The 22,002-nt window shown below is 74.8% G+C and carries 19 protein-coding genes and 1 pseudogene; 7 read left to right on the top strand and 13 right to left on the bottom strand.

The window, feature by feature from the left end; all coding sequences use genetic code 11:
• Positions 1 to 107: 107 nt before the first annotated feature.
• The 3 genes and pseudogenes from ABZ128_RS31780 to ABZ128_RS31770 form a co-directional block, all read right to left on the bottom strand.
• The gene (locus ABZ128_RS31780) at positions 108 to 491 is read right to left on the bottom strand and encodes a hypothetical protein (protein ID WP_356852895.1); all 384 of its coding nucleotides are present in this window, start codon (positions 489 to 491) and stop codon (positions 108 to 110) included.
• A 230-nt stretch (positions 492 to 721) separates the two neighbouring features.
• Positions 722 to 1,279, bottom strand: a pseudogene (locus ABZ128_RS31775) (hypothetical protein); the annotation flags it as partial.
• 622 nt (positions 1,280 to 1,901) lie between these two features.
• Positions 1,902 to 2,360 carry a nitroreductase/quinone reductase family protein gene (locus ABZ128_RS31770; RefSeq protein ID WP_356852894.1) on the bottom strand — a complete coding sequence of 153 codons (459 nt, stop codon included), beginning with the start codon at positions 2,358 to 2,360 and terminating at the stop codon, positions 1,902 to 1,904.
• A gap of 148 nt (positions 2,361 to 2,508) precedes the next feature.
• On the opposite strand from ABZ128_RS31770, the gene ABZ128_RS31765 reads away from it, so the two are divergent.
• The gene (locus tag ABZ128_RS31765; protein WP_356852892.1) at positions 2,509 to 3,207 is read left to right on the top strand and encodes a TetR/AcrR family transcriptional regulator; all 699 of its coding nucleotides are present in this window, start codon (positions 2,509 to 2,511) and stop codon (positions 3,205 to 3,207) included.
• 1,117 nt (positions 3,208 to 4,324) lie between these two features.
• Here ABZ128_RS31765 and ABZ128_RS31760 read toward each other — a convergent pair.
• Positions 4,325 to 5,065, bottom strand: coding sequence for a maleylpyruvate isomerase family mycothiol-dependent enzyme (locus ABZ128_RS31760; protein ID WP_356852891.1), 741 nt, complete (start codon positions 5,063 to 5,065; stop codon positions 4,325 to 4,327).
• A gap of 37 nt (positions 5,066 to 5,102) precedes the next feature.
• Between ABZ128_RS31760 and ABZ128_RS31755 the strand changes: the two genes are divergently transcribed.
• A complete protein-coding gene (locus ABZ128_RS31755) occupies positions 5,103 to 5,771 on the top strand; it encodes an alpha-ketoglutarate-dependent dioxygenase AlkB (protein WP_356852889.1) in 669 nt (222 codons plus the stop codon).
• A 59-nt stretch (positions 5,772 to 5,830) separates the two neighbouring features.
• Complete coding sequence (locus tag ABZ128_RS31750) at positions 5,831 to 7,120, top strand: ROK family protein (RefSeq protein WP_356852888.1); 1,290 nt, start codon at positions 5,831 to 5,833, stop codon at positions 7,118 to 7,120.
• A 33-nt stretch (positions 7,121 to 7,153) separates the two neighbouring features.
• On the opposite strand, the gene ABZ128_RS31745 is transcribed toward ABZ128_RS31750, so the two are convergent.
• On the bottom strand, positions 7,154 to 7,702 hold the full coding sequence (locus ABZ128_RS31745; RefSeq protein WP_356852887.1) for an ATP-binding protein: 549 nt from the start codon (positions 7,700 to 7,702) through the stop codon (positions 7,154 to 7,156).
• 195 nt (positions 7,703 to 7,897) lie between these two features.
• Here ABZ128_RS31745 and ABZ128_RS31740 point away from each other — a divergent pair, with 195 nt between their 5' ends.
• Entirely contained in the window at positions 7,898 to 9,043 is a 1,146-nt protein-coding gene (locus ABZ128_RS31740; protein ID WP_356852886.1) for a PLP-dependent cysteine synthase family protein, read from the top strand.
• Positions 9,044 to 9,074: 31 nt separating this feature from the next.
• Here the strand turns inward: ABZ128_RS31740 and ABZ128_RS31735 are convergent, their stop codons facing one another.
• Positions 9,075 to 9,575, bottom strand: coding sequence for an SRPBCC family protein (locus tag ABZ128_RS31735; protein WP_356852884.1), 501 nt, complete (start codon positions 9,573 to 9,575; stop codon positions 9,075 to 9,077).
• 233 nt (positions 9,576 to 9,808) lie between these two features.
• Here ABZ128_RS31735 and ABZ128_RS31730 point away from each other — a divergent pair, with 233 nt between their 5' ends.
• The gene (locus ABZ128_RS31730; protein ID WP_356852883.1) at positions 9,809 to 12,250 is read left to right on the top strand and encodes a hypothetical protein; all 2,442 of its coding nucleotides are present in this window, start codon (positions 9,809 to 9,811) and stop codon (positions 12,248 to 12,250) included.
• On the opposite strand, the gene ABZ128_RS31725 is transcribed toward ABZ128_RS31730, so the two are convergent.
• The 5 genes from ABZ128_RS31725 to ABZ128_RS31705 all read right to left on the bottom strand — a co-directional run bounded on the left by ABZ128_RS31725 (position 12,201) and on the right by ABZ128_RS31705 (position 18,435).
• Positions 12,201 to 14,651, bottom strand: a complete 2,451-nt coding sequence (locus tag ABZ128_RS31725; protein WP_356852881.1) for a right-handed parallel beta-helix repeat-containing protein — start codon at positions 14,649 to 14,651, stop codon at positions 12,201 to 12,203. The two genes, ABZ128_RS31730 and ABZ128_RS31725, sit on opposite strands and share 50 nt — an antisense overlap.
• Positions 14,652 to 14,790: 139 nt before the next feature.
• On the bottom strand, positions 14,791 to 15,402 hold the full coding sequence (locus ABZ128_RS31720) for a hypothetical protein (protein WP_356852879.1): 612 nt from the start codon (positions 15,400 to 15,402) through the stop codon (positions 14,791 to 14,793).
• Positions 15,403 to 15,636: 234 nt separating this feature from the next.
• Positions 15,637 to 16,461 (bottom strand): MOSC N-terminal beta barrel domain-containing protein, encoded by an 825-nt coding sequence (locus tag ABZ128_RS31715; protein ID WP_356852877.1) that lies wholly within the window; start codon positions 16,459 to 16,461, stop codon positions 15,637 to 15,639.
• Between the two features lie 54 nt (positions 16,462 to 16,515).
• A complete protein-coding gene (locus ABZ128_RS31710) occupies positions 16,516 to 17,019 on the bottom strand; it encodes a DUF6643 family protein (RefSeq protein WP_356852876.1) in 504 nt (167 codons plus the stop codon).
• Between the two features lie 246 nt (positions 17,020 to 17,265).
• Positions 17,266 to 18,435 carry a glycosyltransferase gene (locus ABZ128_RS31705; RefSeq protein WP_356852874.1) on the bottom strand — a complete coding sequence of 390 codons (1,170 nt, stop codon included), beginning with the start codon at positions 18,433 to 18,435 and terminating at the stop codon, positions 17,266 to 17,268.
• A gap of 219 nt (positions 18,436 to 18,654) precedes the next feature.
• On the opposite strand from ABZ128_RS31705, the gene ABZ128_RS31700 reads away from it, so the two are divergent.
• Entirely contained in the window at positions 18,655 to 19,470 is an 816-nt protein-coding gene (locus ABZ128_RS31700; RefSeq protein ID WP_356852873.1) for an aspartate/glutamate racemase family protein, read from the top strand.
• On the opposite strand, the gene ABZ128_RS31695 is transcribed toward ABZ128_RS31700, so the two are convergent.
• The gene (locus tag ABZ128_RS31695; RefSeq protein ID WP_356852871.1) at positions 19,446 to 20,378 is read right to left on the bottom strand and encodes an ADP-ribosylglycohydrolase family protein; all 933 of its coding nucleotides are present in this window, start codon (positions 20,376 to 20,378) and stop codon (positions 19,446 to 19,448) included. The genes ABZ128_RS31700 and ABZ128_RS31695 overlap by 25 nt on opposite strands.
• The gene (locus ABZ128_RS31690) at positions 20,375 to 20,974 is read right to left on the bottom strand and encodes a TetR/AcrR family transcriptional regulator (RefSeq protein WP_356852869.1); all 600 of its coding nucleotides are present in this window, start codon (positions 20,972 to 20,974) and stop codon (positions 20,375 to 20,377) included. The genes ABZ128_RS31695 and ABZ128_RS31690 overlap by 4 nt, the downstream gene beginning before the upstream one ends.
• Positions 20,975 to 21,037: 63 nt before the next feature.
• Between ABZ128_RS31690 and ABZ128_RS31685 the strand changes: the two genes are divergently transcribed.
• Positions 21,038 to 21,985, top strand: coding sequence for an NAD(P)/FAD-dependent oxidoreductase (locus ABZ128_RS31685; protein WP_356852868.1), 948 nt, complete (start codon positions 21,038 to 21,040; stop codon positions 21,983 to 21,985).
• Positions 21,986 to 22,002: the final 17 nt, after the last annotated feature.

Here is a 22,002-nt window from a genome sequence, read left to right as displayed (position 1 = left end):
CCCTGATCGGGCTCGGCGGCGTCCTCGACCCCCGCAACTACCAGGACATCCAGACCCTGCTGATCAAGCAGCATGCCGTCGTCTTTCAGAGCAGCCGGGCCGCCGGGCTACTGCGTCCAGCCGGTCGCGGAGCGGATCGTCTCCAGCTCCTCGGCGGTGGGCGTACAAAACTCGAGCAGCTCGTCGTACCAGTCGAGCACGCCGCGGCGCAGCTCGTCGGCGATCTCCTCCAGGCAGTCGGTCTCGAACATGTCGTTCGCGTCCGCCGGCCTGCAGGGGGCCTCGGTGTCGTGGCGGATGACCTGGATGTAGTCGAAGGTCTCGCCGCTGCGGTCGTACGCCATCTTGCCTGCGGCCACGCGCAGGTAGAAGGCGCGGCCCTCGGCATCGGCGCCGATGCCCAGGAGTCCGTCCAGGGCGGAGTAGTCCTGGCTCATCCTCGTGCCTTCCTTACCGCCACCGGCGCCACCACGGGCGGCGGTGGTAGACATGGTAGTTATTCTTCACTTCTGCGACGACTTGTTGCGCCACTGGAAGTTGGACTTCCAGTGGCCGTCCGACTTGTGCGTCGGACGACGCCACTGGCGGAGCTTGTCGCGGGAGATCCGGCCGAGGTTGCCGCCGAACCGGCTGGAGCCCCGGCCCACCCACATGCGGCCCGCCGGCCAGGACGTGGCGCGGCCGGCGCGGAGGCCACCGTCCATGCCCTTCGCGGCACGCGCGACACGGACGATGCGGTAGGCCCAGACGGCAGCGCCGGCGCCCGGCTCTGCACGGTGCCGTCGGGGTTGACGGTGTCGGTGGCGTTCCAGACCAGTGCGGCGTTCTTGCCGTTGACCAGCGGGGCGGGCCAGGCGGTCAGCGGGGTGCCGCCGGAGGTGACGTCACCGGCCGGGATGGTCACCCAGGCGTCGGCCTCGGAGCGCCGCCAGGAGAAGGAGACGTTGTTGCACTTGGCGCCGTCGGCCTCCGCGACCAGCGGGAGGCGGCGGGCGGTGCGCTCGCCCTCGGCGGGCTGGACGAAGCCGCCCGGGCCGGCGTGGAAGGTGTACGAGACCGGCTCGGACTTGTTGTCGGCCTTGTCGACCGTGCGCACCTGGAGGGTGTGGGTGCCGTCCTTGGGCGGGGTGATGCTGATGGTCTTGGCGCCGTTGACGCCGCCGGTGACGACCTTCGTCCAAGTCACGCTGTCCAGGGACCACTCGCGCCAGTTGTGGTCGGAGGTGGGCGGGGTGACGGTGAAGTTGCCGGCCTGCCCGGCGCCCTTGAAACGACGGTCTGCGCATCGGTATCAGCCGCAATGAGACGCGGAGCCTGGCGGCCGAGCGCCGGCACCCACGACTGGTGCGCGGTGACTTCCCTCTCGTGGAACTTCCGCCCGCGGTGCCGCTTGAGGTACCAGGTGCCGCCACCCGCCCCGGTGAGCCGCCACACCCGGCTGCCGGTGCGCATCCAAGACACCTCCGTCGCCTCCGCGGTCCGGCCCGCGGCCTTCTCCGCGAACACGCCAAGCTGGTGGGGAAGCTCGACTGCATCGGTCGGCGGGCCAGGCAGGAGTCGGGTGCGGTCGGGGCCGTGCGGGGTGTGTGCGAACGGTGTCGCCCTGCTGCTGGAAGTGCACGGCGGCGGGAAGGTGAGCGCGGTAGACGTCCAGCCCGGCCCGGCAGTACCACCGTCGGCGTGGGGAGGGCGTCGGGCGGGCACCAGGCCATGCCGTCGCAGCGGTCCGGCTCCATGACTTGGGGCTCGCTGCTCCACTGCCAACCTCGAAGAACGCCCCGATTCGCGAGCTGGATCCCATCGGGGGCGGGCGGTGGTTCTTGGCCGGGATGCTTCCGGTGGAGCCGCCGGCCGGCCCGCCGCCAGCCAGTTGGTCGGCGGGCGCGTGGTGTGGCGGGCGGTCAGTTGGACACCGTGAGGGCGAAGACCGGGTGGTCGTCGGCCACGGCCTGCAGTTCCGCGTCTGAGGATTGCGCCGTGACGCCCTGGAAGAACTGGTTGACCTGCCAGCCCCACCTCTCCAGGTAGGCGCGGATCACCGGCGCCTTCTGGGCGGGGTCGGTGAGTTCGACGACCGTGAACGTACGCAGCTTGCGGCCCACGCGGAGCTCACCGCCGCCCGCCGCCCGCATGTTGCGGACCCACTGGGAGTGGCCGCGCGCCGAGACCAGGTACTGCTGTCCTTCGTAGGTGTGCGGGTTCACCGGGATCCGCTGCATCCGGCCGGACGTGCGTCCGCGCACCGACAGCTCGGCGGAGCCGGCGAGGCTGACGCCGAAGCGGGCGAGTTTGCCGAAGAGGGCGTTGAAGCGGGTGGCGAGCGGGCCGGCCTGGACGTAGTAGGGGGTGCGCGCAGTCATGACGACCTCCGGAAGCGTTTTGGAGAGCGGTGCTCTCGCTTGAGATCAGTGTGCACGGATCGATGCACCAAAGCAAGAGCAGTGCTCTCTAAATGGATCGGCGCTGCCCATTGTGGGCACTGCTCTCTCCGCGTGGCACACTGAGCGCATGAGTACCGTGCGAGGGGCCCGAGAACGGGCCCGCATCGAGGTGACCGCCGCCATCAAGGACGAGGCCCGCCGCATGCTCGCGGCCGAGGGCGCAGCCAAACTCTCGCTGCGTGCGGTCGCCAGAGAGCTGGGCATGGTCTCCTCCGCCCTGTACCGCTACTTCCCCAGCCGCGACGAGCTCCTCACCGCGCTGATCGTCGACGCCTACGACAGCGTCGGCGCCGCCGCCGAGGAGGCGGACGCCCGTGCCCTCGCGGCAGCCGCCCCGCCCCGCGCGCGCTGGGTCGCGGTCTGCGAGGCCGTACGGGCCTGGGCGCTGGAGCACCCGCACGAGTACTCCCTCATCTACGGCTCCCCGGTCCCCGGGTACAGCGCCCCCGTGGACACCGTCGGCCCCGCGTCCCGCGTCGGCAACACCCTCATCGGCATCGTCCGGGCCGCCTATGAGGGCCGAGGCCTCGCCCTCCCGCCGCTGCCCGCCGCGCTGCGCCCCGAGGCCCTCCGCATGACGGCGGACTTCGCCGAGGGCCTGCCCCCCGAGGTCACGCCCGCCCTGGTGGCGGCCTGGGCGCAGCTGGTGGGCCTGATCTCCTTCGAGCTGTTCGGCCAGTTCGACCGCGTCGTCGAAGACCGCGACACCTTCTTCGCCCACGCCGCGACCCAACTGGCCCACGGCATCGGCCTCCCCACCTCCTGACCCGGTCCGGGCCGGCTCCCGCCCGCTCTCCGGGAGCCACCGTCCCCACCTTCACCCATGACGCGGTCGCCCTGCCGAGCCCCCGCGGCCGCACCTGGGTCGGCCAGGCGCGGCGGTGGGGCGCGTCCGGTGGGCGGCCGCGGCCTCGCCCGTCGGGTGGCCTGACCGGCAGGGATCGTGCCGGCCGGGGTGCCGGGCCCACAGATGCCGTGCTTGCCGGGTGGCGTGACCGGGAGGTGCCGTGCCGCCCTTACCCGGTCACGGGCCCGCTGCCCCGCCGACGGGCGGCGGTGCCTGTGTGAGCCCTTGGCGGCCGGGTGCGCTGCTGCCCGTCGGCCGGTCCGGCACTACGGCGTGCTCGCGTCGGGGGCGGGGCGGTCGGAGCCGGGTGTCCGGAGCGCTGGCAGCTGCGCCGCCGGGCGTTCAGCCCTCGGCCCAGCGGTCCGAGGGCTGGAGCCTGAGCGTCCCCACCCGGCGTTCTGCCGGCTGCCGGTTCCCCAATGGGCCCGGCGCGCCGCCCCACGGCGCTCCGGGTCCGGTCCCGGTCCGCTGGGGTGCCGTGCCGCCGGTGGTCGGCGTCGGCTGGACGGTCTCGTCCGCCGAGTGGTGGCGGGCCTGTGGTTGGTGCCGTTTCCTGACGCGCCGGGCGTGGTCCGGCGGCGCGGTAGCCGCCCTCTGTCGGGCGGGCGCCCAGGGCTCCCGCCCCCGCGGTCGGCGTTGGCTGGGTGGGTGGGTGGGTGGTGGAGGCTCCGCAGCCCTGCCCGGTGCCTGGCCGCCTGCCGGGTGCCGGTCCCCGACGTGCCCCGCGTACTTGCCCGCCGGGCGGGGCACGCGGCCGTTGGACGCGTCCGGAGCCGGGGTTCTCGCCCTGCGGGCGCCGTACCGCAGGCTGCCGTGGCTGACCGTGGTCACGGTGGGGAGCGGTCTCGCCCAGAAGCTGCCCCCGGTGCCGCCCCCGTGCGGCTTGCTCGCGTAGGTCTCCGCGCGCCGCCGGGCGTGCCCGGACGGTCGGGGTGAGGGCCCCGGTTGCCCCCTTGGCGGGTGGTCGGGGCCCGCCCCGCTTCCGCCGGTTCGTCGCTGCGGGCGGTCGGATCCGGTGCTTTGGTGACGCTGGTCGTCAGATGCCGGCGGTTTCCGTCCACAGGCGGGCCAGCGTCTCGTCGCCGGTGACCTTCGGCCCGGCCAGTGGGAGGCGGTTCCAGAGGGCCGCGTACAGCCAGGACGCCTCGCCGGTCACCTCGCAGTCCGCGGGGCCCGCGTCGCCGAGCACCGTGCGGGGCGGCTCCTGGGACAGGTGGACGGTCCACACCGCGCCCGTGTCGGCGGCGCGGATCCGCAGGACCCGCGGCTGCTCCGTCCGGACCCGGCTGCGCGGGCGGGCGTGGAAGCCGACCAGCAGCTCGTCCACCCCGTCCTCCGCGAACTCCGCGGTCACCGGCCCGTACCCCGTACCGAGCGCCGCCTCCGCGTCCATCCGGTGCACCGTCGTCTCGTGCGCCTGGCGCCGTGCCCAGAACGCCAGCGGGGAGGGCGCGGCCGTCGGCAGGAAGGTCCAGCACTGGACATCGGCCGGGGCGTCGGTCAGCGTGCGCACCAGCGCCCGGTGACCCTCGCGGAACCAGGCCAGCAGCTCCGCTCCGGCCAGTTCCGGCGCGTCCGGGAACGGCGCGGGCTCCACGGCCGCGTCCCGTACGAAACCGGCCGCCCACCGGTGCACCGCCCCCGTGTGCCGCAGCAGATCGGCGACACGCCACTGCGGACAGGTGGGCACCGGAGCGTCCGTACCCGCCCGCTCCGCCACGTCGGCGAGCAACTCGCCTTCCCGCGTCAGGGTTTCCACATGCTCAATGATCTTCATGCGGGCAGTGTCGCAGCCGCCTATGACAATGGGGAGCATGAATGGGGAACTCTTCCCGCGCGAGCGGACCGAGATCGCCCCGGGCGCGGTGCACGTGCCCGACTGGCTCGCCCCCGAGCGCCAGCGCGAGCTGCTCGCCGCCTGCCGGACCTGGGCCCGCCCGCCAGCGGGGCTGCGGACGGTGCACACCCCGGGCGGCGGGACGATGACCGCCCGCCAGGTGTGCCTCGGACTGCACTGGTATCCGTACGGGTACGCCCGCACCGCCGTCGACGGCGACGGGGCGCCGGTCAAGCCGATGCCCGACTGGCTCGCGCAGCTGGGGCGGGAAGCGGTGGCCTGCGCATACGGCCGCGGCGACACGGGCCCGGCGGCCGAGGCGGCCTACGACATCGCCCTGATCAACTTCTACGGCGGTGACTCCCGCATGGGCATGCACCGCGACTCCGACGAGAAGTCCGGCGCGCCGGTCGTCTCGCTCAGCCTCGGCGACAGCTGCGTGTTCCGCTTCGGCACCACCGCCTCACGGGGCCGCCCCTACACGGACGTGGAGCTGCGCAGCGGGGATCTGTTCGTCTTCGGCGGCCCGGCCCGCCTCGCGTACCACGGGGTGCCGAAGGTCATGCCGGGCACCGGCCCGGCCTGGCTCGGGCTGACCGGGCGGCTGAACCTCACCCTGCGGGTCAGCGGCCTGGACCTGCCCTGACTGCCGCCCCGCTGATCCACGGCGCCGTGCACCCCACCGATCATGCGAGGATCGCTGTCATGAACGGCAACGGGGCCCCGCAGCGGGTGGGGGAAGTGACCACCGCGACCACCGCGACCTCCGCGACCTCCGCGACCACCGCGTCCGGCAGGACCAAACTGGAGCGGGGCCGCGGCGCCCTCGGCCCGGCGCTGGAGCTCGTCCACACCGGCCGGGCACCGACCCGCGCCGTCCTGACCGCCGAGCTGGGCGTCACCCGGGCGACCGCCGGGGCCGTCGCCGCCGAACTGGAGGCCCTCGGCCTGATCCGCGTCGACTCCCGCCCCGGCGGCGCGGGCGGCGGGCAGGGCCGGCCCTCGCACCGGCTCTCCATCGAGGAGAACGGCCCCGTGGCCCTGGCCGCACAGGTGCACGCCGACGGGTTCCGGGCCGCGCTCGTCGGACTCGGCGGCCGGATCGTCGCCACCGCCCCCGGCAAGGTCACCGTCTCCGCCGATCCGGCACAGGTCCTCGGCGCCGTCGTCGAAGCGGGCGCGACGCTGCTCGCCGAGACCGGCCGGCGCTGCGTCGGCGCCGGACTCGCCGTCCCGTCGGCGGTCGCGGAGCCGGAGGGCACGGCCCTCAACCCGCTGCACCTGGCCTGGCCGGCCGGTTCTCCCGTACGGGCGATCTTCGCCGACTGCGTGAAGGCGGCGGGGATCGACGGCCCGGCGCTCACCGGGAACGACGTCAACCTGGCCGCCCTCGCCGAGCACCGCCACGGTGCGGGCCGCAGCGCCCAGCACCTGCTGTGCGTGGCCACCGGGCACCGCGGGGTCGGCGGGGCGCTGGTCCTCGACGGCCGCCTGCACAGCGGGAGTTCCGGCCTCGCCCTGGAGGTGGGCCACCTCACCGTGAACCCCGAGGGGAGGGCCTGCCACTGCGGCGGCCGCGGCTGTCTCGACGTGGAGGCGGACCCGCTGGCCTTCCTCACCGCGGCGGGCCGCACCCCCGGCCCCCGGGTCTCCCTGCTCCAGCAGGCCCGCGACCTGCTGCGCGAGGAGTACGCGCAGCCCTCGGTACGGGCGGCTGCCGAAGAGCTCATCGACCGGCTCGGGCTGGGCCTGGCGGGCCTGGTGAACATCCTCAACCCGGACCGGATCATCCTCGGCGGCCTGCACCGCGATCTGCTCCAGGCCGACCCAGAGCGGCTGCGCGCGGTGGTCGCGGACCGCAGTCTGTGGGGGCGCAGCGGGGGAGTGCCGATCCTGCCCTGCACGCTCGACCACAACAGCCTGGTGGGGGCGGCGGAGCTGGCGTGGCAGCCGGTGCTCGACGACCCGCTGGGCACCCTCGGCGCGGCTGCCTGACCTCGGCCGGTCGCGGCTGCGGCGGCGGAACCGCTACCCGGGCCTGGCGCCGACCGACGCCGCCACCGACAGGCCGGCCGGGACGCCTCCCGGGTCCACGGCGACGATCGCGGCCGGGGCGGGCTCTCGTACGGGCTTCGAACCGATGCGCACCGGACGCTGCGGCGCCGCCGGTGCGGGGGCGGCGCGGAGGGAGAACCACACCACCTTGCCCGGGCCGTCGTCCTGGTGGCGGGCGCCCCAGGCCTCGCTGACCGCCGCCACGAGCGCGAGCCCGCGCCCGCAGGTCTCCAGTGCGTCGGCGGCCGCCTCGCGCAGGACCGGGAGCCGCGGATCGCTGTCGATCACCGAGACCGTCAGGCGCCCGAGGCGGAGTTCGATCTCGACCGTGCAGGTCTTGTCCGGCTGCGCATGCCGGTGGACGTTGCTGAGCAGCTCCGTCACGCCGAGCGCAGCCCGGTCTATGAGCGGGTCGAGCTGCCAGTGGCGCAATTGCGCGGATACGATCCGGCGGATCTGTCCGATCCGGGACGGCAGGGCCTGCAGTTCGACGACGCAGTGCCTGCGGGAATGACTGATCACGGCTGCGACTCCCCGACATGAGTGTTACGGGTGCTGCACCCTCGGTAATACCCCAGGGTCACCCACGGTGCCCATGTATGCAACCGAACGCGATCGAAAGCGATCCGCATGGATACCCAAAGTGACCGTTTGTGCAGGTGAGGGAGGTACATTGCGAAAGCAGGGGGCGAAGAAACGCACGAAGGAGCACGGCGCATGAGCACCACAGCTACCACCGGCACCACCGGTACCGCGGTCACGACGATCGACGTCGACCGCAGCGACGCGGACTACCGCGACTGGCTGAAAGAGGCCGTGCGCAAGGTCCAGGCCGACGCCAACCGCTCCGCCGACACGCACCTGCTGCGCTTCCCGCTCCCCGAGGCGTGGGGCATCGACCTCTACCTCAAGGACGAGTCCACGCACCCGACGGGCTCCCTCAAGCACCGCCTCGCGCGCTCGCTGTTCCTCTACGCGCTCTGCAACGGCTGGATCCGCCCCGGCCGTCCCGTCATCGAGGCCTCCTCCGGCTCGACGGCGGTCTCCGAGGCGTACTTCGCCAAGCTCATCGGCGTCCCGTTCATCGCCGTCATGCCGCGCACCACCAGCCCCGAGAAGTGCCGTCTGATCGAATTCCACGGCGGGGAATGCCACTTCGTGGACGACCCGATGAAGATGTACGAGGAGTCGGCGGACCTCGCGGCGCGCACCGGCGGTCACTACATGGACCAGTTCACGTACGCGGAGCGGGCGACGGACTGGCGCGGCAACAACAACATCGCCGAATCGATGTACCAGCAGCTCCGCTTGGAGCGCTACCCCGAGCCCGCCTGGATCGTGGCGACCGCCGGGACCGGCGGCACCTCCGCGACCATCGCGCGCTACGTGCACTACATGCAGCACGACACCCGGGTGTGCGTCCCCGACCCGGAGAACTCCTGCTTCTTCGACGGCTGGACGGGCAACGACCCGGACGCGAGCAGCGATTGCGGCTCGCGCATCGAGGGCATCGGACGCCCGCGGATGGAGCCGAGCTTCGTGCCGGGCGCCATCGACCGGATGATGAAGGTCCCGGACGCGGCCAGCGTCGCCGCGTGCCGTGCGCTGGAACGGGCCATCGGGCGCAAGGCGGGCGGATCGACCGGCACGGGGGTGTGGAGCGCGCTGAAGATCATCTCGGAGATGGTGGCGGAGGGCCGCACCGGCAGCGTGGTCACGCTGCTGTGCGACGGGGGCGAGCGGTACCTCGACAAGTACTACTCGGACGAGTGGCTGGCCGCGCAGGGCCTGGACGTCGCCCCGTACGCGAAGACGATCGAGACCCTGCTGACCACGGGCGTCTGGCGGGAACCCGCGGCCTGACCGGGCCCCCGCGGGTCCCACCGCCCCGGCCTCACTGCCCGCGGTCCGCCCGGCGCTGGGCCGGCAGCCGGGCGTCCAGCGCCTGGACGGCCGCGCGGAAGGAGTGTCCGAGGCCCGGGCGGGAGGCGCTCAGGGCGATGCGGAACGCCGCCGAGCCGTCCGCGGCGAAGGTCCAGCGGACGTGGGTGCCGCAGCCCGCATCGGCGGGGGTCAGCCGCCATTCCTCCAACAGGGCCCGGACGCCCGGCACGTTGGTCTCGTCGACGCGGTACGCATAGCGCTGCTCGGGGTCCGCGGCCATGATCGTCTCCTGGAAGCGGACACCGCCCAGCAGTCTGATCTCCCGGCCCGCCCCGCCGTGCGTCGGCCGGGCGAGGGTCACCGCCCGGAACCAGCGCGGCCAGCCCTCGACCTCCTCGGCCAGTGCCCGGTACACGGCCTCCGGCGCGGCGGCCGTCCGGGCGGCGAAGGTCAGACGTACCGGGGCGTACTCGGTGAAGTCCAGCCCCACCGGGCGGAGTCGGCGAGCCATGTCGGTCCCTCCTGCGGGTGCGACGGGGAAGCGTCTGCGGGTGTGCGGCGGCTGTGCGGGCGTATGGGTGTGCGGGGGTTGCGGGCACGCGGGCGTTGCGGGCGAACCCTACCTGTCGCGTCGTCAGATGTCTGCGGCCGGGCTCCTCTTACGGGGGACAACCCCTAGGCACGCGCCCGCCCGCGCGGGATGCTGGACCTGCGCTGATCCCGCCACCGTGAGCGGAGGCCGCCGTGCCGGACATTCCCCCAGCCCCCCGACCCCTGGCCCTCGAACTCCGCGTCCACGGAGTCCACGGCGCGTCCCCCGACGAGCTGCTCGGCGATCCGCGCACCGTACGCGTCACCGGCGACTCCACCGCCGCCGTCTTCCGCCGTGCCGAGGACGCCGACGCCGAGGCCCACCCCGAGAGGTACGCCGGCCGGCCCGTGATCGAGGCGTACTGCTGGTCCCGGCTCACCTCCGGCAACGGAGCCCGCGCCCTGTGGCTGCTGCTCCTGCCCTTCATGGTGGTCAACCTCGCGCACTGGGCCCGGCCCGCCCCGCCCGCCGCGGACGCCCCGCCGCGTGCGGCGCGGACGTACGGGCTCCTCGTACGCGTCCTCGCGCTGAGCCTCACCGTCCTGCTCATCGCCGCCGCCTGCGAGGTCGCGCTCGACCTGTTCGCCTGGCAGTGCGCGGGGTCCGCGCAGTGCACCGGCCGCCGCTCCTGGCTCGGCTTCCTGGCACCCGGCGGGTGGTGGGGGCAGCCCGGGCGGCGGCTCGCGCTCGGCGCGCTGGTGCCCGCCGCGCTGACCTGGCTGCTGTGGTTCCTGTCGAACCGCACGTGGAGCGCGTACGAGTCCCAGTCGCCCCCCGCCGAGACCCCCGCCGAGACCGCCGCCGAGACCACCGCCGAAGCCGCCGCGGACAGCGCGGGCGGCGAAGCCCCGCTCGAAGCCGCTGCCGGCGGCCCCGCACCCGCCCCCACCCCCGCGGCCCCCGGTGTGCCGCCCCCGCTCGGCCGTCCCGGATTCTGGTACGGGCGGCGGCTGGTGGCCCGGCTGCGCGCCGCGCACACCGCCGCCGGGCTGCTCACCGTCGCGGTCGCCGTCGCCGTACCCACCGCCCGGTACGACCGCCGCGCCGGCGCCCCCGTCCTCGAAGCCCTCGGCTGGGTCCTGGAACTGCTCCTCGCCGCCGGTGCGCTCGCCGTGGTCTGGGTGGTCTGCCGGCGCGGCCGTACCGAGGCACGCGCCGACCACCGCCTCGACCGCGCCGCCGTCACCGCCCTGCCCGGCGCGGCCCTTGCCCTCCTGGCCGCCGTCCTCCTCCACGCCGGCTGGTCGCGCCCCGGGTGGAGCTCCGCCGGGCGGCTCCCCGGCGACCTCGCCTTCGGCGCGCTGATGCTCGGCCAGGGCTGCTGCGTGCTCGTCCTCGCCGCCGTCGCCGTCCGCCTGTACCGGTTCGCGCCCGACCCCTCGGCCGCCCTGTACGGGCTCGGCGGGCCCGCCGTCGCCGTCCTCGGCTGCGCCCTCGGCGGGGTGATGTCCGCGGGCGTCGCCCAGCGCGTCGCCGACTGGCTCGACGGCGGCGCGACGCCCGGCCTCGCCGGCTCCCCGCTGGCCGGCCCGCCCGTACTGCTCTCCTGGCAGGCCGCCGTCCTGCCGCCGCTGCTGCTCGTACTGGCCCTGCTCGCCGCCTGGTTCGCGGTGCGCGCGGCCCGCGTCCGGCGGCGTCTCGCCGCCACCGTGGCCGCCGAGTACCCGGGGGAGCGGCCCGATGCCGACCGCAGCCGCCGGATCGCCGGCGTCCGGGCCGCCGCCGCGCTCACCGACGAGGCGCCCTGGCTCGTGGCGGCCGTCGCCGGGACCACCCTGCTCCTCGGCGCGGGCGCCCTCGCCGGAGCCTGGCTCACCGGGCAGGTCCCCGGCGAGGCCGCCCGCGGGGCGCACCCGCTGCCGGCCGCCGCGGCCCGCGCCGCCCAGGACGCCGGGTCCTGGCTGGTCGGGCTCGGCTTCGTCCTCTTCGTCACCTGGGGCCGGCGCGCCTACCGCGACCCCGCCGCCCGCCGCACCATCGGCGTGCTCTGGGACGTGGGCACCTTCTGGCCGCGCGCCGCCCACCCCTTCGCACCGCCCTGCTACGCCGAACGGGCCGTGCCCGACCTCACCTGGCGGATGGCCGGCTGGACCGCCCGCACCGGCCGCCGCCTGGTGATCTCCGGCCACTCCCAGGGCAGCGTCCTCGCGGCCGCCGCCGTCTGGCAGCTGCCGCCGCACGTCCGCCGCCGCGTCGGCCTCCTGACCTACGGCTCGCCGCTCGCCCGGCTCTACGGACGGTGGTTCCCGGCCTACTTCGGGGCGGGGCCGCTCACCGCCCTGCACGGGGAGGTCGACTGCTGGCGCAACCTGTGGCGGGCCACCGACCCCATCGGAGGCCCGGTGCTCACCGGCGCCGCCGGATCCGTGGACCGGGGGCCGCTCCCTGACCCGGTCGCCTACGGGCGCAGCGCCCGTCACCCCCTGCCCGCGCCGATCCTCGGCCACTTCGACTACCAGGCCGACCCCGCCTTCGCCGTCGAACGCGACGCACTGATCGCCCGCCTGGGCAAGCCCCCGCGGGCCGCCGTACCGGGCCCCCGGATCAGCAGGGAGCCGGCAGCACCGGCAGATCCTCCGGAAACAGCAGGGTGAGCTCGTCCGTCCCCGGATCCGCCAGCTGGGCCACCCGGCCCGCGTGCCGCTCGACCATCGACTCGAAGGTCTGGCGCGCCGTGCGGCCGTTGCCGAAGGCAGGGCCCTTGGGCAGCTCCGTGAAGTACCTCAGCAGCGCTCCGGCCGTGCCCTCGCCGAGCCGGTACTCGTGCTCCTCCGCCTGCTGCTCCACGATCCGCAGCAGCTCCTGCGGCCCGTAGTCGCCGAAGGTGATGGTCCGCGAGAAGCGGGAGGCGACGCCCGGATTGACCGTCAAGAAGCGCTCCATCTCCGCCGTGTACCCGGCGACGATCACCACCACCGCGTCCCGGTGGTCCTCCATCAGCTTCACCAGGGTGTCGATCGCCTCGCGCCCGAAGTCCCGGCCCGAGTCCTCCGGTGCCAGCGCGTACGCCTCGTCGATGAACAGCACCCCGCCGCGCGCACGCTCGAAGGCCTCCTGGGTCCGGATCGCCGTCGAGCCGATGTGCTCCCCGACCAGGTCCACCCGGGACACCTCGACCAGGTGCCCGCGCTCCAGCACTCCCAGGGAGGCGAGGATCTCCCCGTAGAGCCGGGCCACCGTGGTCTTGCCGGTGCCCGGAGAGCCCGTGAACACCAGGTGCCGGCGCACCGAGGCAGCCTTCAGGCCGGCCTGCTGCCGTCGCCGCCCCACCTCGATCATGTCCGTGAGCGCGCGCACCTCGCGTTTGACGCTCTCCAGGCCCACCAGCGCATCGAGCTGGCCCAGCACCTCGCCCGAGGCGCGCGCCGCAGGCACCTCCCCCGCCTCGTCCGCGGGGCGCGCCGCGGGCACCTGCCCCGCCGCTTGCGCCCCCTGCGGTACGGGGCCCTGCGCGGCGGTGACCGTACGGATTCCCGCCCGCCCGCCGGTCTGGGCACCGCCCGCTCCCGCGTGGGCGGCGAGCCGGGGGCCGGAGGCGTCGCCGGTGCAGTCCTCGGCGACCGGGCCGTCCTCCGCGAACTCGTACCCGCCGCGGGCGCAGCGCTCGGTGTGACAGCGGGTCAGCAGGGTGCGGCAGCCGTCGAGGACGTGGAAGCCGAAGCCGGCGCTGCCGGTGACCCGGCAGGAGTGGAAGTTCCCCCGGCCGCCCGCGGACACGTAGAAACCGGCTTCGGTGGGGGAGTCGACGGTGCAGCGCTCCAGTGTGGGATCGGCGCCCTTGGTGACGATCACCCCGGTCTGCACGTCGTCGATGGTGCAGTTGGCCAAGGTGCCGCCGCTGCCGTGGTCGCGGAACCAGGCTCCCGTCGCCGCCTCCCGGATCCGGCAGTCGTCCAGCTGCGCCGTCGCCCCGTCGCTCACCGACACGGCCGTGTTGCGCACCTGCGACAGATCGCTGTCGACCACGTCCGCGCGGGAACCGCGGTCCAGCACGAAGACGGCGTCGGGAACGTCGTGGACCCGGCAGGACTCCAGGGACACGGTCGCCCCGTCACTGATCCACACCGCCGGGTAGTCGCCCGTACTGTCGTGGATCTCGCAGGATTCGGCATCGACCCGGGTGCCCGGGTCCCACACCGACAGACCGTTGCGGCCGAAGCGCCGGACCGTGGTGCGGCTGAGGGTGAGTACCGAACGCGAGCGGAGGTCCACCGCGTTCTCCGGGATGTCGTGGATGTCGCAGCCCGACAGCGACAGCACCGCGTCGGTGTCGAGGGTGACCCCGTCGGCCGAGGTGCGGTGCACCGCACAGTCGGTGAGGCGGGCCGCCGCGCGGGCGGCGATCTGCACGCCGGCACCCTGGACCTCGTACACCTCGCAGCCCAGGGCCTCCAGGGCCGAACCCTCGCCGGTGACCGCGATGCCCGCGCCGGAGGTGTGGTGGATCCGGCACCGCTCCAGCCGGGGACGGCCGCCGCCGCGCACGACGACGCCGCTCTGCCCGGCGGCCACCACCTCGCACTCCTCGAACACCCCGCCGCCACCGTCCACCACGGCGATCCCGACGCCCGCCGGGTTCTCGACGGTGCACCGGCGCACCAGGGGCCGCGCCCCGCCGCGCACCTCGATGCCGGCCGCCGACCGGGTGCTCACCCGCAGCTCGGTGAGCTCGGGGGAGCCCTCCTCGACGAGCAGTGCGGGCGCCGCCCGGTCCTGCCCCTCCACATGGAGGTCCTGGATCACGGCCGAGGCGCGCAGGGTCAGGGCCACCCCGTCGGGCGGGGCGATCCGCACCGAGCCCACCGCGCCCTCGGGTCCGCGCAGGGTGACGGCATGGTGCAGCACCAGGTTCTCCCGGTAGGTGCCGGGAGCGATGGACAGGACGTCCCCGTCGCCCGCGGCGGCGAGCGCGGCGGCCAACGTCGGATACTCGGCGGAGCGGCGCCGCCACCGCGAAGACCCGCTGTGCGTCACCTGGACCGTGCCCTGTGCCATCGTGCTGCCGTGCCCCCGCCCTCGTTCTACGCGCTGTCGAACCGACCGAACCCACCGAACCCGCTGAGCCGCTCACAGCGGTGAACGGGCTGCTCCGGCCGGTCCACCGTAGCGCGCGCGGGGCGGCCAGGGCGCCAGGTCAGCTGCCCGCGCCCGCCCGGCCCCAGTCCGGTCCCACCGCGGCCCACGCGCGGTCCAGGGACGCGTACCTCCGATGCACCAGCCGCCGTACGACCAGCCGGCGGACCGTCTCCGCCAGTGCCGCCACGCCCACGCCCGCGGCCAGTCCCACGACCGCCGCATTGCTGCTGGCGGACGTCGGGTCGAGCGGACGCCCCACCAGCCGGCCCTGCGTATCGGTCCATATCCGGAACCGGTCGCCGGCCTGCGGCGGTTCCTCCGCGGCCGGCACCGTGCCCTGATGGCTGCTGCCGTCCGGGGCCGTCCACGCCGCCACGATCTGCGTGCGCTGCGGGGTCTGCCGCTGCGCCGACGGGTCGGCGCCCGCTCCCGCGATCGGATCCTGGGCCGGCCGGAGCACCACAGCCGGAACCAGATACCGCTCCTGCCGCTGCTCGCGCGCAGCGCGCTGCAGCGTCCCGTCGACCCTCAGGCCCGCGATCCATCCGACGGCCGGGGCCACCAGCAGGACGCACACCAGCGCGGTGAGCGCCACCCACGCCTCGAAGAGATCGGTCGGGCGGCGCAGCGGATTGCGCCGCCAGCGCCACACACCCATTGCTGTCCACACGGTCCGGCTCCCCCAACTTGTGCCAGCCTCCGCCTGCCTGCCGTCCAAGACTCCCGCAGACTCCGGCTGCTCGCATTCCGGGACGTACGGGATCACGCCACCCGATCCGGTGCACGGTCACTGCACCTTCTCGTCGTACGTGTCGTCTGATCCAACGGCCCGGCGGCACCGCCCGGTTCCACAGTTCCCCCAGAGCCCCTCGAAGGTGTCATTCCGCGGGGCTCACGCGTCGGCTCATTCCAGGACGCGGACCTCGTCGCCGACCCGTACTGTGCCCGTCCGGACCGGCACCAGCTGCCGGCCGAAGGCCAGCGACTTGCCGATCCTCCGGTGCTTGGCGAGCGTCTTGAGGGGCTCCTTGCCCCGCTCGGCCGTCCGCTGGTCGGTCGTCGTCACGATGCACCGCCCGCACTCCCGCACCCCGCGGAAGACGGCGTCGCCGATCGCGATGCGCCGCCAGCCGTCCTCCGCCCAGGGCTGCGCCCCGGCGACCACCACATTGGGCCGGAACCGGTTCATCGGCAGCGGACCCTCCTCGGGATGGTCCCCCTGCGCGATCAGGGAGTTGAGCGCGTCCAGCGACGCGAGCGTGGTGAGGAGCACGGGATAGGCGTCGGCCAGGCTCACCGTCTCGCCCGGCCGTGCGTAATCCGGGTCCACGGGCCGCCGTACGGCAGGGTCGTCCATGTGCACCAGGCGCACCCCGGTCCCGAGGTACGCGCTGAACCAGTCGGCCGCGGCTCCCGCGGCGACCACGGCTTCGATCTTCTTGCCGAACAGCACGACCGGCTCCAGCGGCCCCGGCTCGGGAACCTCCACCACCAGATCGGCCATACCGGGCGCCCCCAGCGCCACCCCGCCGCCCCCCAGCGGCCGGGCGTGCGCCAGAGCCAGACGCGGCTGCTGGCGCTGGGTGAGGACCGTGCCCTCGGCATCCACCAGGGCCCACCGCCGGTCACCGGACAGGCCCCAGGGCTCCACGGCCACCTCGTCGGGAGCTGTCCCCGCTACCGACTTGACGGGATGTACGTGGAGTGCCTGGACATACAAGTTCGCCATGGGAGCATCCTGCCAGGCGCTCCCACCGCCACCCCAGCGGGCGTCAGCGCCCGCTCAGTAGCCGCGCCCCTGGTAGGGGCGGCCGTACGGGTCCTCGTACGAGGCGGCCGGCACCGGAGCCGGAACCTGCATCGGACGCGGCGCCGCCGGGCGCATGGACTCGTACCCGGTGGCCGTGGCGACCGGGCGGGGCTGCTGCGGCTGGAGCTGCGGGGCGTACCCCGCCCGGGCCCCGGCCGGCTGCTGCTGCGGGATGAACGGCGCGGGCGCGTTCTGCAGCGGCATCGGCTGGGCGGCCTGCTGCTGGTACGGGGGGTACCCGTACGCCGGCTGCTGCTGCGGCGAGGCCGGGGGCAGCGCGGGCAAAGCGGAAGGAAGGGCCGGGAGGTACCCACCGCTCTGGTAGCCCGCGCTCGGGGAGTCGTACGCGGCCGGAACGCGGATCGGAGCGATCTGCGGAGTGCCGCGTTCGGCGACGAGGGAGTCGTAGATGGGGGTGTCCGGGAAGGAGGGCGCGGAGTAGTAACCGCCGCCATAAGTGGAGCGGGGGGAGGTCATGGGACCTAAGTTAAGCCCACGACTTCACCGGGTCCATAGCGAGGTGTGACGAACCCCCCGCTGACCTGCATATTCGCAGGTCAGCGCCACAGCTTTCACTTCACGTTCAGGTGCACGATTCGCCACTTCCACCCCGGCTTGTTCCTACTCGTGCCGGACGGTTGGCTGTTGCACCGACTTGGTGTTGACGCACCGTCACAACGCGGTGACCTCGGATGACGTTGTCCCGGACGGCAGTTTGCCGTTTCAGGCGTCGCTCGGACGGGCATAGGTACGGCCCTTCCACGCCGCCCCCCGGCCCCGGTGGTGCTGCACGGCCGAGTCGACGGTCATCAGCAGGTACAGCAGCGCCGTGAGCGGAAGCAGCGGCGCGAACAGCGCCGACTGCCGGTAGTACCGCAGCATCGGCAGGTACGTGGCCGCCATCAGCAGCCAGGCGAGCGCGCCGGCCCAGGCAGTGGCCGGCCGCCCGGTTGCGAGCCCCGCGCACAGGGCGGCCGGGGGGACGAGATAGACGAGCACGAGCCCGGCCACCGCCGCGGCCAGCAGCAGTGGCCGGTGGCGCAGTTGCGCGTAGGCGCTGCGCGAAACCATCCGCCAGAGGTCGGCGAGGGCGGGGTAGGGGCGCACGCTGTCCACCCGCTCGGCGAGCCCCAGCCAGATCCGGCCGCCGGAGCGCTGCACGGCGCGCGCCAGCGAGACGTCGTCGATGACGGCCTGCCGGATCGATTCGGGCACGCCCGCCCGCACGGCGGCCTCCGTCCGCAGCAGGACGCAGCCGCCGGCCGCGGCGGCGGTCCGGCCGGTGGGGCGGTTGACCCGGCGGAAGGGGTAGAGCTGGGCGAAGAAGTAGACGAACGCCGGTACGACGAGCCGTTCCCAGAAGCAGGCGACCCGCAGCCGTGCCATCTGCGATACGAGGTCCAGCCCGCCGGAGGTCGCGGCGCAGACCAGCTCCCGCAGGCTGTCGGGCTCGTGCGCGATGTCCGCGTCGGTCAGGAGCAGGTAGTCGGGCTCGGTCGGGTGGGAGGTGCGGGCGATCCGGATGCCGTGGCGCAGCGCCCAGAGCTTGCCGGTCCAGCCCGGGTCGGGATCGCCGGGCGAGACGACGGACAGGGGCAGCCCCGGCTGCTCCCGAGCGAGCCGCAGCGCGAGGGCGGCGGTGCCGTCGGTGCTCCCGTCGTCGACCAGGATGACCTCGGCCTCGCCCGGATAGTCCTGGGCCAGGAGGGAGGGCAGGCTGTACGGCAGCACCCCGGCCTCGTCCCGGGCCGGGACCACGATGGCGACGGACGGCCAGCGGGCGGGCGCGCTCCGCGGGGGCAGCCGTACATCGGTCCGCCAGAACATCCCCTGGGCGAGCGTGAGCCAGAGCCATACGGCGAGGGAGAGGCAGGCGGCGCTGAGAAGGCCCATGCGGGCAGTGTGCCGAAACCTGCGGGGCCTGTCGCGGATTTCGGCGGGGTGGCGGGCGGCGGGCCGGGGTGCCGGAGTGGCCCGGTGCCGGTGCGGCCCGGTGCGGCGGAGCACCGCGCAGGCCCTCCGCCCACCCCTCGGCCCGGCCGGCCCCCCGCTCACACCCCCGCCCGGCCCGCCGGGGGCCGCCGTCGGAGGGGCGTCGACTAAAGTGGCCGGGTGAAGATCGCGCTCATGGACTCGGGAATCGGCCTCCTCGCGGCTGCCGCCACGATGCGCCGGCTGCGGCCGGACGCGGACCTCGTCCTGTCCTCGGACCCCGACGGGATGCCGTGGGGGCCCCGGACCCCCGCCGACCTCACCGAGCGGGCGCTCGGAGTCGCCCGGGCCGCCGCCGCGCAGCGCCCGGACGCGCTGATCGTGGCCTGCAACACCGCCTCCGTGCATGCCCTGCCCACCCTCCGCGCGGAGCTGGAACCGGTGATCCCCGTCATCGGGACCGTCCCGGCGATCAAGCCCGCCGCTGCCGTCGGCGGGCGCGTGGCGATCTGGGCCACGCCCGCCACCACCGGCAGCTCCTACCAGCGCGGGCTGATCCGCGACTTCGCCGCCGGGGTCCGCGTCACCGAGGTGCCCTGCCCGGGACTCGCCGACGCCGTTGAGGCGGCCGACGAGACGGCCGTCGCCGCGGCGGTTGCGGCCGCCGCCGCCCTGACCCCGGCCGACGTCACCGACGTGGTGCTCGGCTGCACCCACTACGAGCTGGTCGAGGAGGCCATCCGGGCCGCCCTGAACGAGCGGACCGGGTCGGACGCGTTCACCTTCCACGGCTCCGCCGAGCCCGTCGCCCTTCAGGCGCTGCGCCGCATCGGCGCCCGGCCCGAGCCGGACCTGCCGGCGACCGGCACCCTGACCGTCCTGCTCAGCGGCCGGGAAGGCGCGCTCCTGCCCGCCGCGTTCGGGTACGCCGAGGGTCGGCTGCTGGCGGGCGGGGAACTGTCCGCCGAGGGCTACGTTCCCTCTGCGAGCCGCTGAGCGAGCTCCCGCAGCCCCTCCGCGTCGAGCACCCGCTCCCCGAACCCGGGCAGGGGCACGTGCAGCGGCGCCGTCCACTCCGGCGGGATCGCCGCCTGCCCGTAGCGGGCGCCGGCCAGTGTGCCGGTGACCGCCGCCACCGTGTCGGTGTCCCCGCCGAGGTCCACGGCGGCCCGTACGGCCTCGGCGAACCCCGTGGTCGTCCGCAGGGCCCAGACCGCCGAGCCGAGGCAGGGCCACACCGCGCCGTTGAACTCGGTGGCCAGGCCGGGCTCCCAGTCGGGGGCGAGGACGCGGGCGTACCGTTCGCGGTGGTCCGGATGCACCGCCCCCAGGGTCCCGGGGAGGGCGGCGAGCGGGTCGGATCCCTCCAGCGCCACCCGTACGAGCTCGTGCAGGATCGCGGTGCCCTCCCAGGCGGCCCGGTCGCCGTGCGTCAGCGCCGCGAGGCGCCGGGCGGCGTCCATCGTCGCCTCCCGTCCGGCCGGGGCGAAGTACACCGCCGAGGTGGAGGCCCGCATCAGGGAACCGTTGCCCGCCGCCCGCGCGTTGAGCTGGAAGTGCCGGGCCGCGGCCAGGTCCCAGGGATGGCCGTTGGTCAGGACGTCCTCGGTCTGGAGACCGATGTCCTTGGGTGCGGCCGCCGCCCAGCGCCGGAAGCGGTCGAAGACGTCCGGGAGGACGTCGAGGAGTTCCTGGCCGTGGTGCTCCAGCAGGGCCTCGCCGACCAGGACCGCCATCTGGGTGTCGTCGGTGGCCTCGCCCGGATCCCAGCCCCCGCCCCCGAGCATTTCGCGGCCGCGCGCACTCAACTCCCCTGCGGGGCCGAACTCGTAGGGCGCACCGAGCGCGTCACCGGCGGCCGAGCCCAGGACGGCGCCCACGGCGCGGTCGAGTCGGGTGGTCACCGTTCCTGCTCGGGTGGTTCGGGGCACACGAAGGCCAGGACCCCCCGGGTGAAGGCGTCCAGGTCGTCGAGGCCGGCGGCGGCCAGGGTGTCCGGGGCGCCGGTCAGCAGGTGGGGGATCGCGCCGTGCAGCGCGAGCGTCAGGGCGCGGGCCCGTGCCGGCCCGCCGTCCAGCCCGGCGCCGTGCAGAAGGTGCCCGTACGCGGCGAAGTCGGCCGCCCCGATGGGGTCGAGGAGCGCCGCGAGCCAGGGCCGCCGGGCCGCCTCGGCCTGCAGTTCCAGATAGGCGAGGACGCGCGGTCGCCCCGGCCCGGCCACGTCCCGCAGCAGCCCGGCCAGCAGGGCCGCGAGCCCGTCCCGGTCACCGGGGCCGGGGCCGGCTCCGGCCAGGGCGGCGGCCAGTGCCCGGTACTGCTCCAGGCAGCGCTCGGCCACGGCCCGCAGCAGGGCGTCGCGGGTGGGGAAGTAGTTCTTGGCCGTGCCCAGCGGTACCTCGGCCGCCGCGTCGACGGCCCGGTGCGTCAGCCCCCGACCTCCGGCGTCCGCCAGCACGGAGACGGCCGCATCGCGCAGCCGGTTCCTCCGGTCCTGATTCACCGTGACAGCTTAACCACGGTCGTGGTACCACAAATGTAGTACCACGGTTGTGGTGGTTACCAGATGGGCGATCACGGGCCGGGGCAAGGGTGCGGGCGCGGCGCCGGCCGGGCCGTCGTCGTCGGAGCGGGGGTCGGCGGGCTCGCCACCGCCCTCGGGCTGCGCCGGGCCGGCTGGTCGGTCGACGTCCTGGAGCGGCGCCACACCCCCGAGCGGTACGGGACCGCCTTCGGCATCCACCCCACCGCGCAAGCCGCCCTGGACCGGCTCGGCCTCGGCGACGCCCTCCGGGCCCGCGCGGTCCCGTACCGCGGCGGGCAGATCCGCCGCCCCGACGGCGCCGTCCTGGCCTCCCTGCCGCTCGAACGGATCGAACGCAAGGCCGGTCGGCCCGAACTGCTCGTCTCCCGGCCGTACTTGATCGACGCCTTGCTCGCCGCACTCGACCGGCTCGGCGGCACGCGGATCGGTTACGGGCGGCGGCTCGGCGGTCGCCACGAGCTCGACTCTCTGGACGCCGACCTCGTCGTCGGCGCCGACGGCATCAACAGCGCCGTCCGCACCGTACGTTTCGCCGCCGCGAGCGCCCCGCGCCCGGTCGGCACCGTCGCCTGGATCGGAATCGCCGGATTCGAGACCGGCGTGTACGGGGAGACCTGGGGCGCGGGCCGCTTCTTCGGCATGACCCCCATCGAGCCGGGCCGCACCAACTGGTACGCGACCGCGCCCGAGGCCACCACCGCCGAAGAGCTCCGCGCCGCGTTCCACGGCCACGCCATGACCCCGAACCTGGGCCAGGGAGCCTGCACCGCACTCCTCGACGCCGAGGCGCTGAGCCGCGCGGTCGCCGCCCACGGCCGGTCCGCCCTGCCCTCCGCCCTGCGGGCCTACGACCGGGAGCGCCGCCGCAGCGCGCAGCGCGTCGCCTTCGGGTCCCGGACCCTGCACCGGTTCGCGACCACCCGCCGCCCGGCCCTGCGCGACGCGCTGCTCGGCCTGCTGCCGGGCTGAACGGGCCCCGGCGCGGC

Source organism: Streptomyces sp. NPDC006326 (genome assembly GCF_040612915.1).
GTDB lineage: Bacteria > Actinomycetota > Actinomycetes > Streptomycetales > Streptomycetaceae > Streptomyces.
This window is presented reverse-complemented; position numbering and strand designations above follow the sequence as displayed.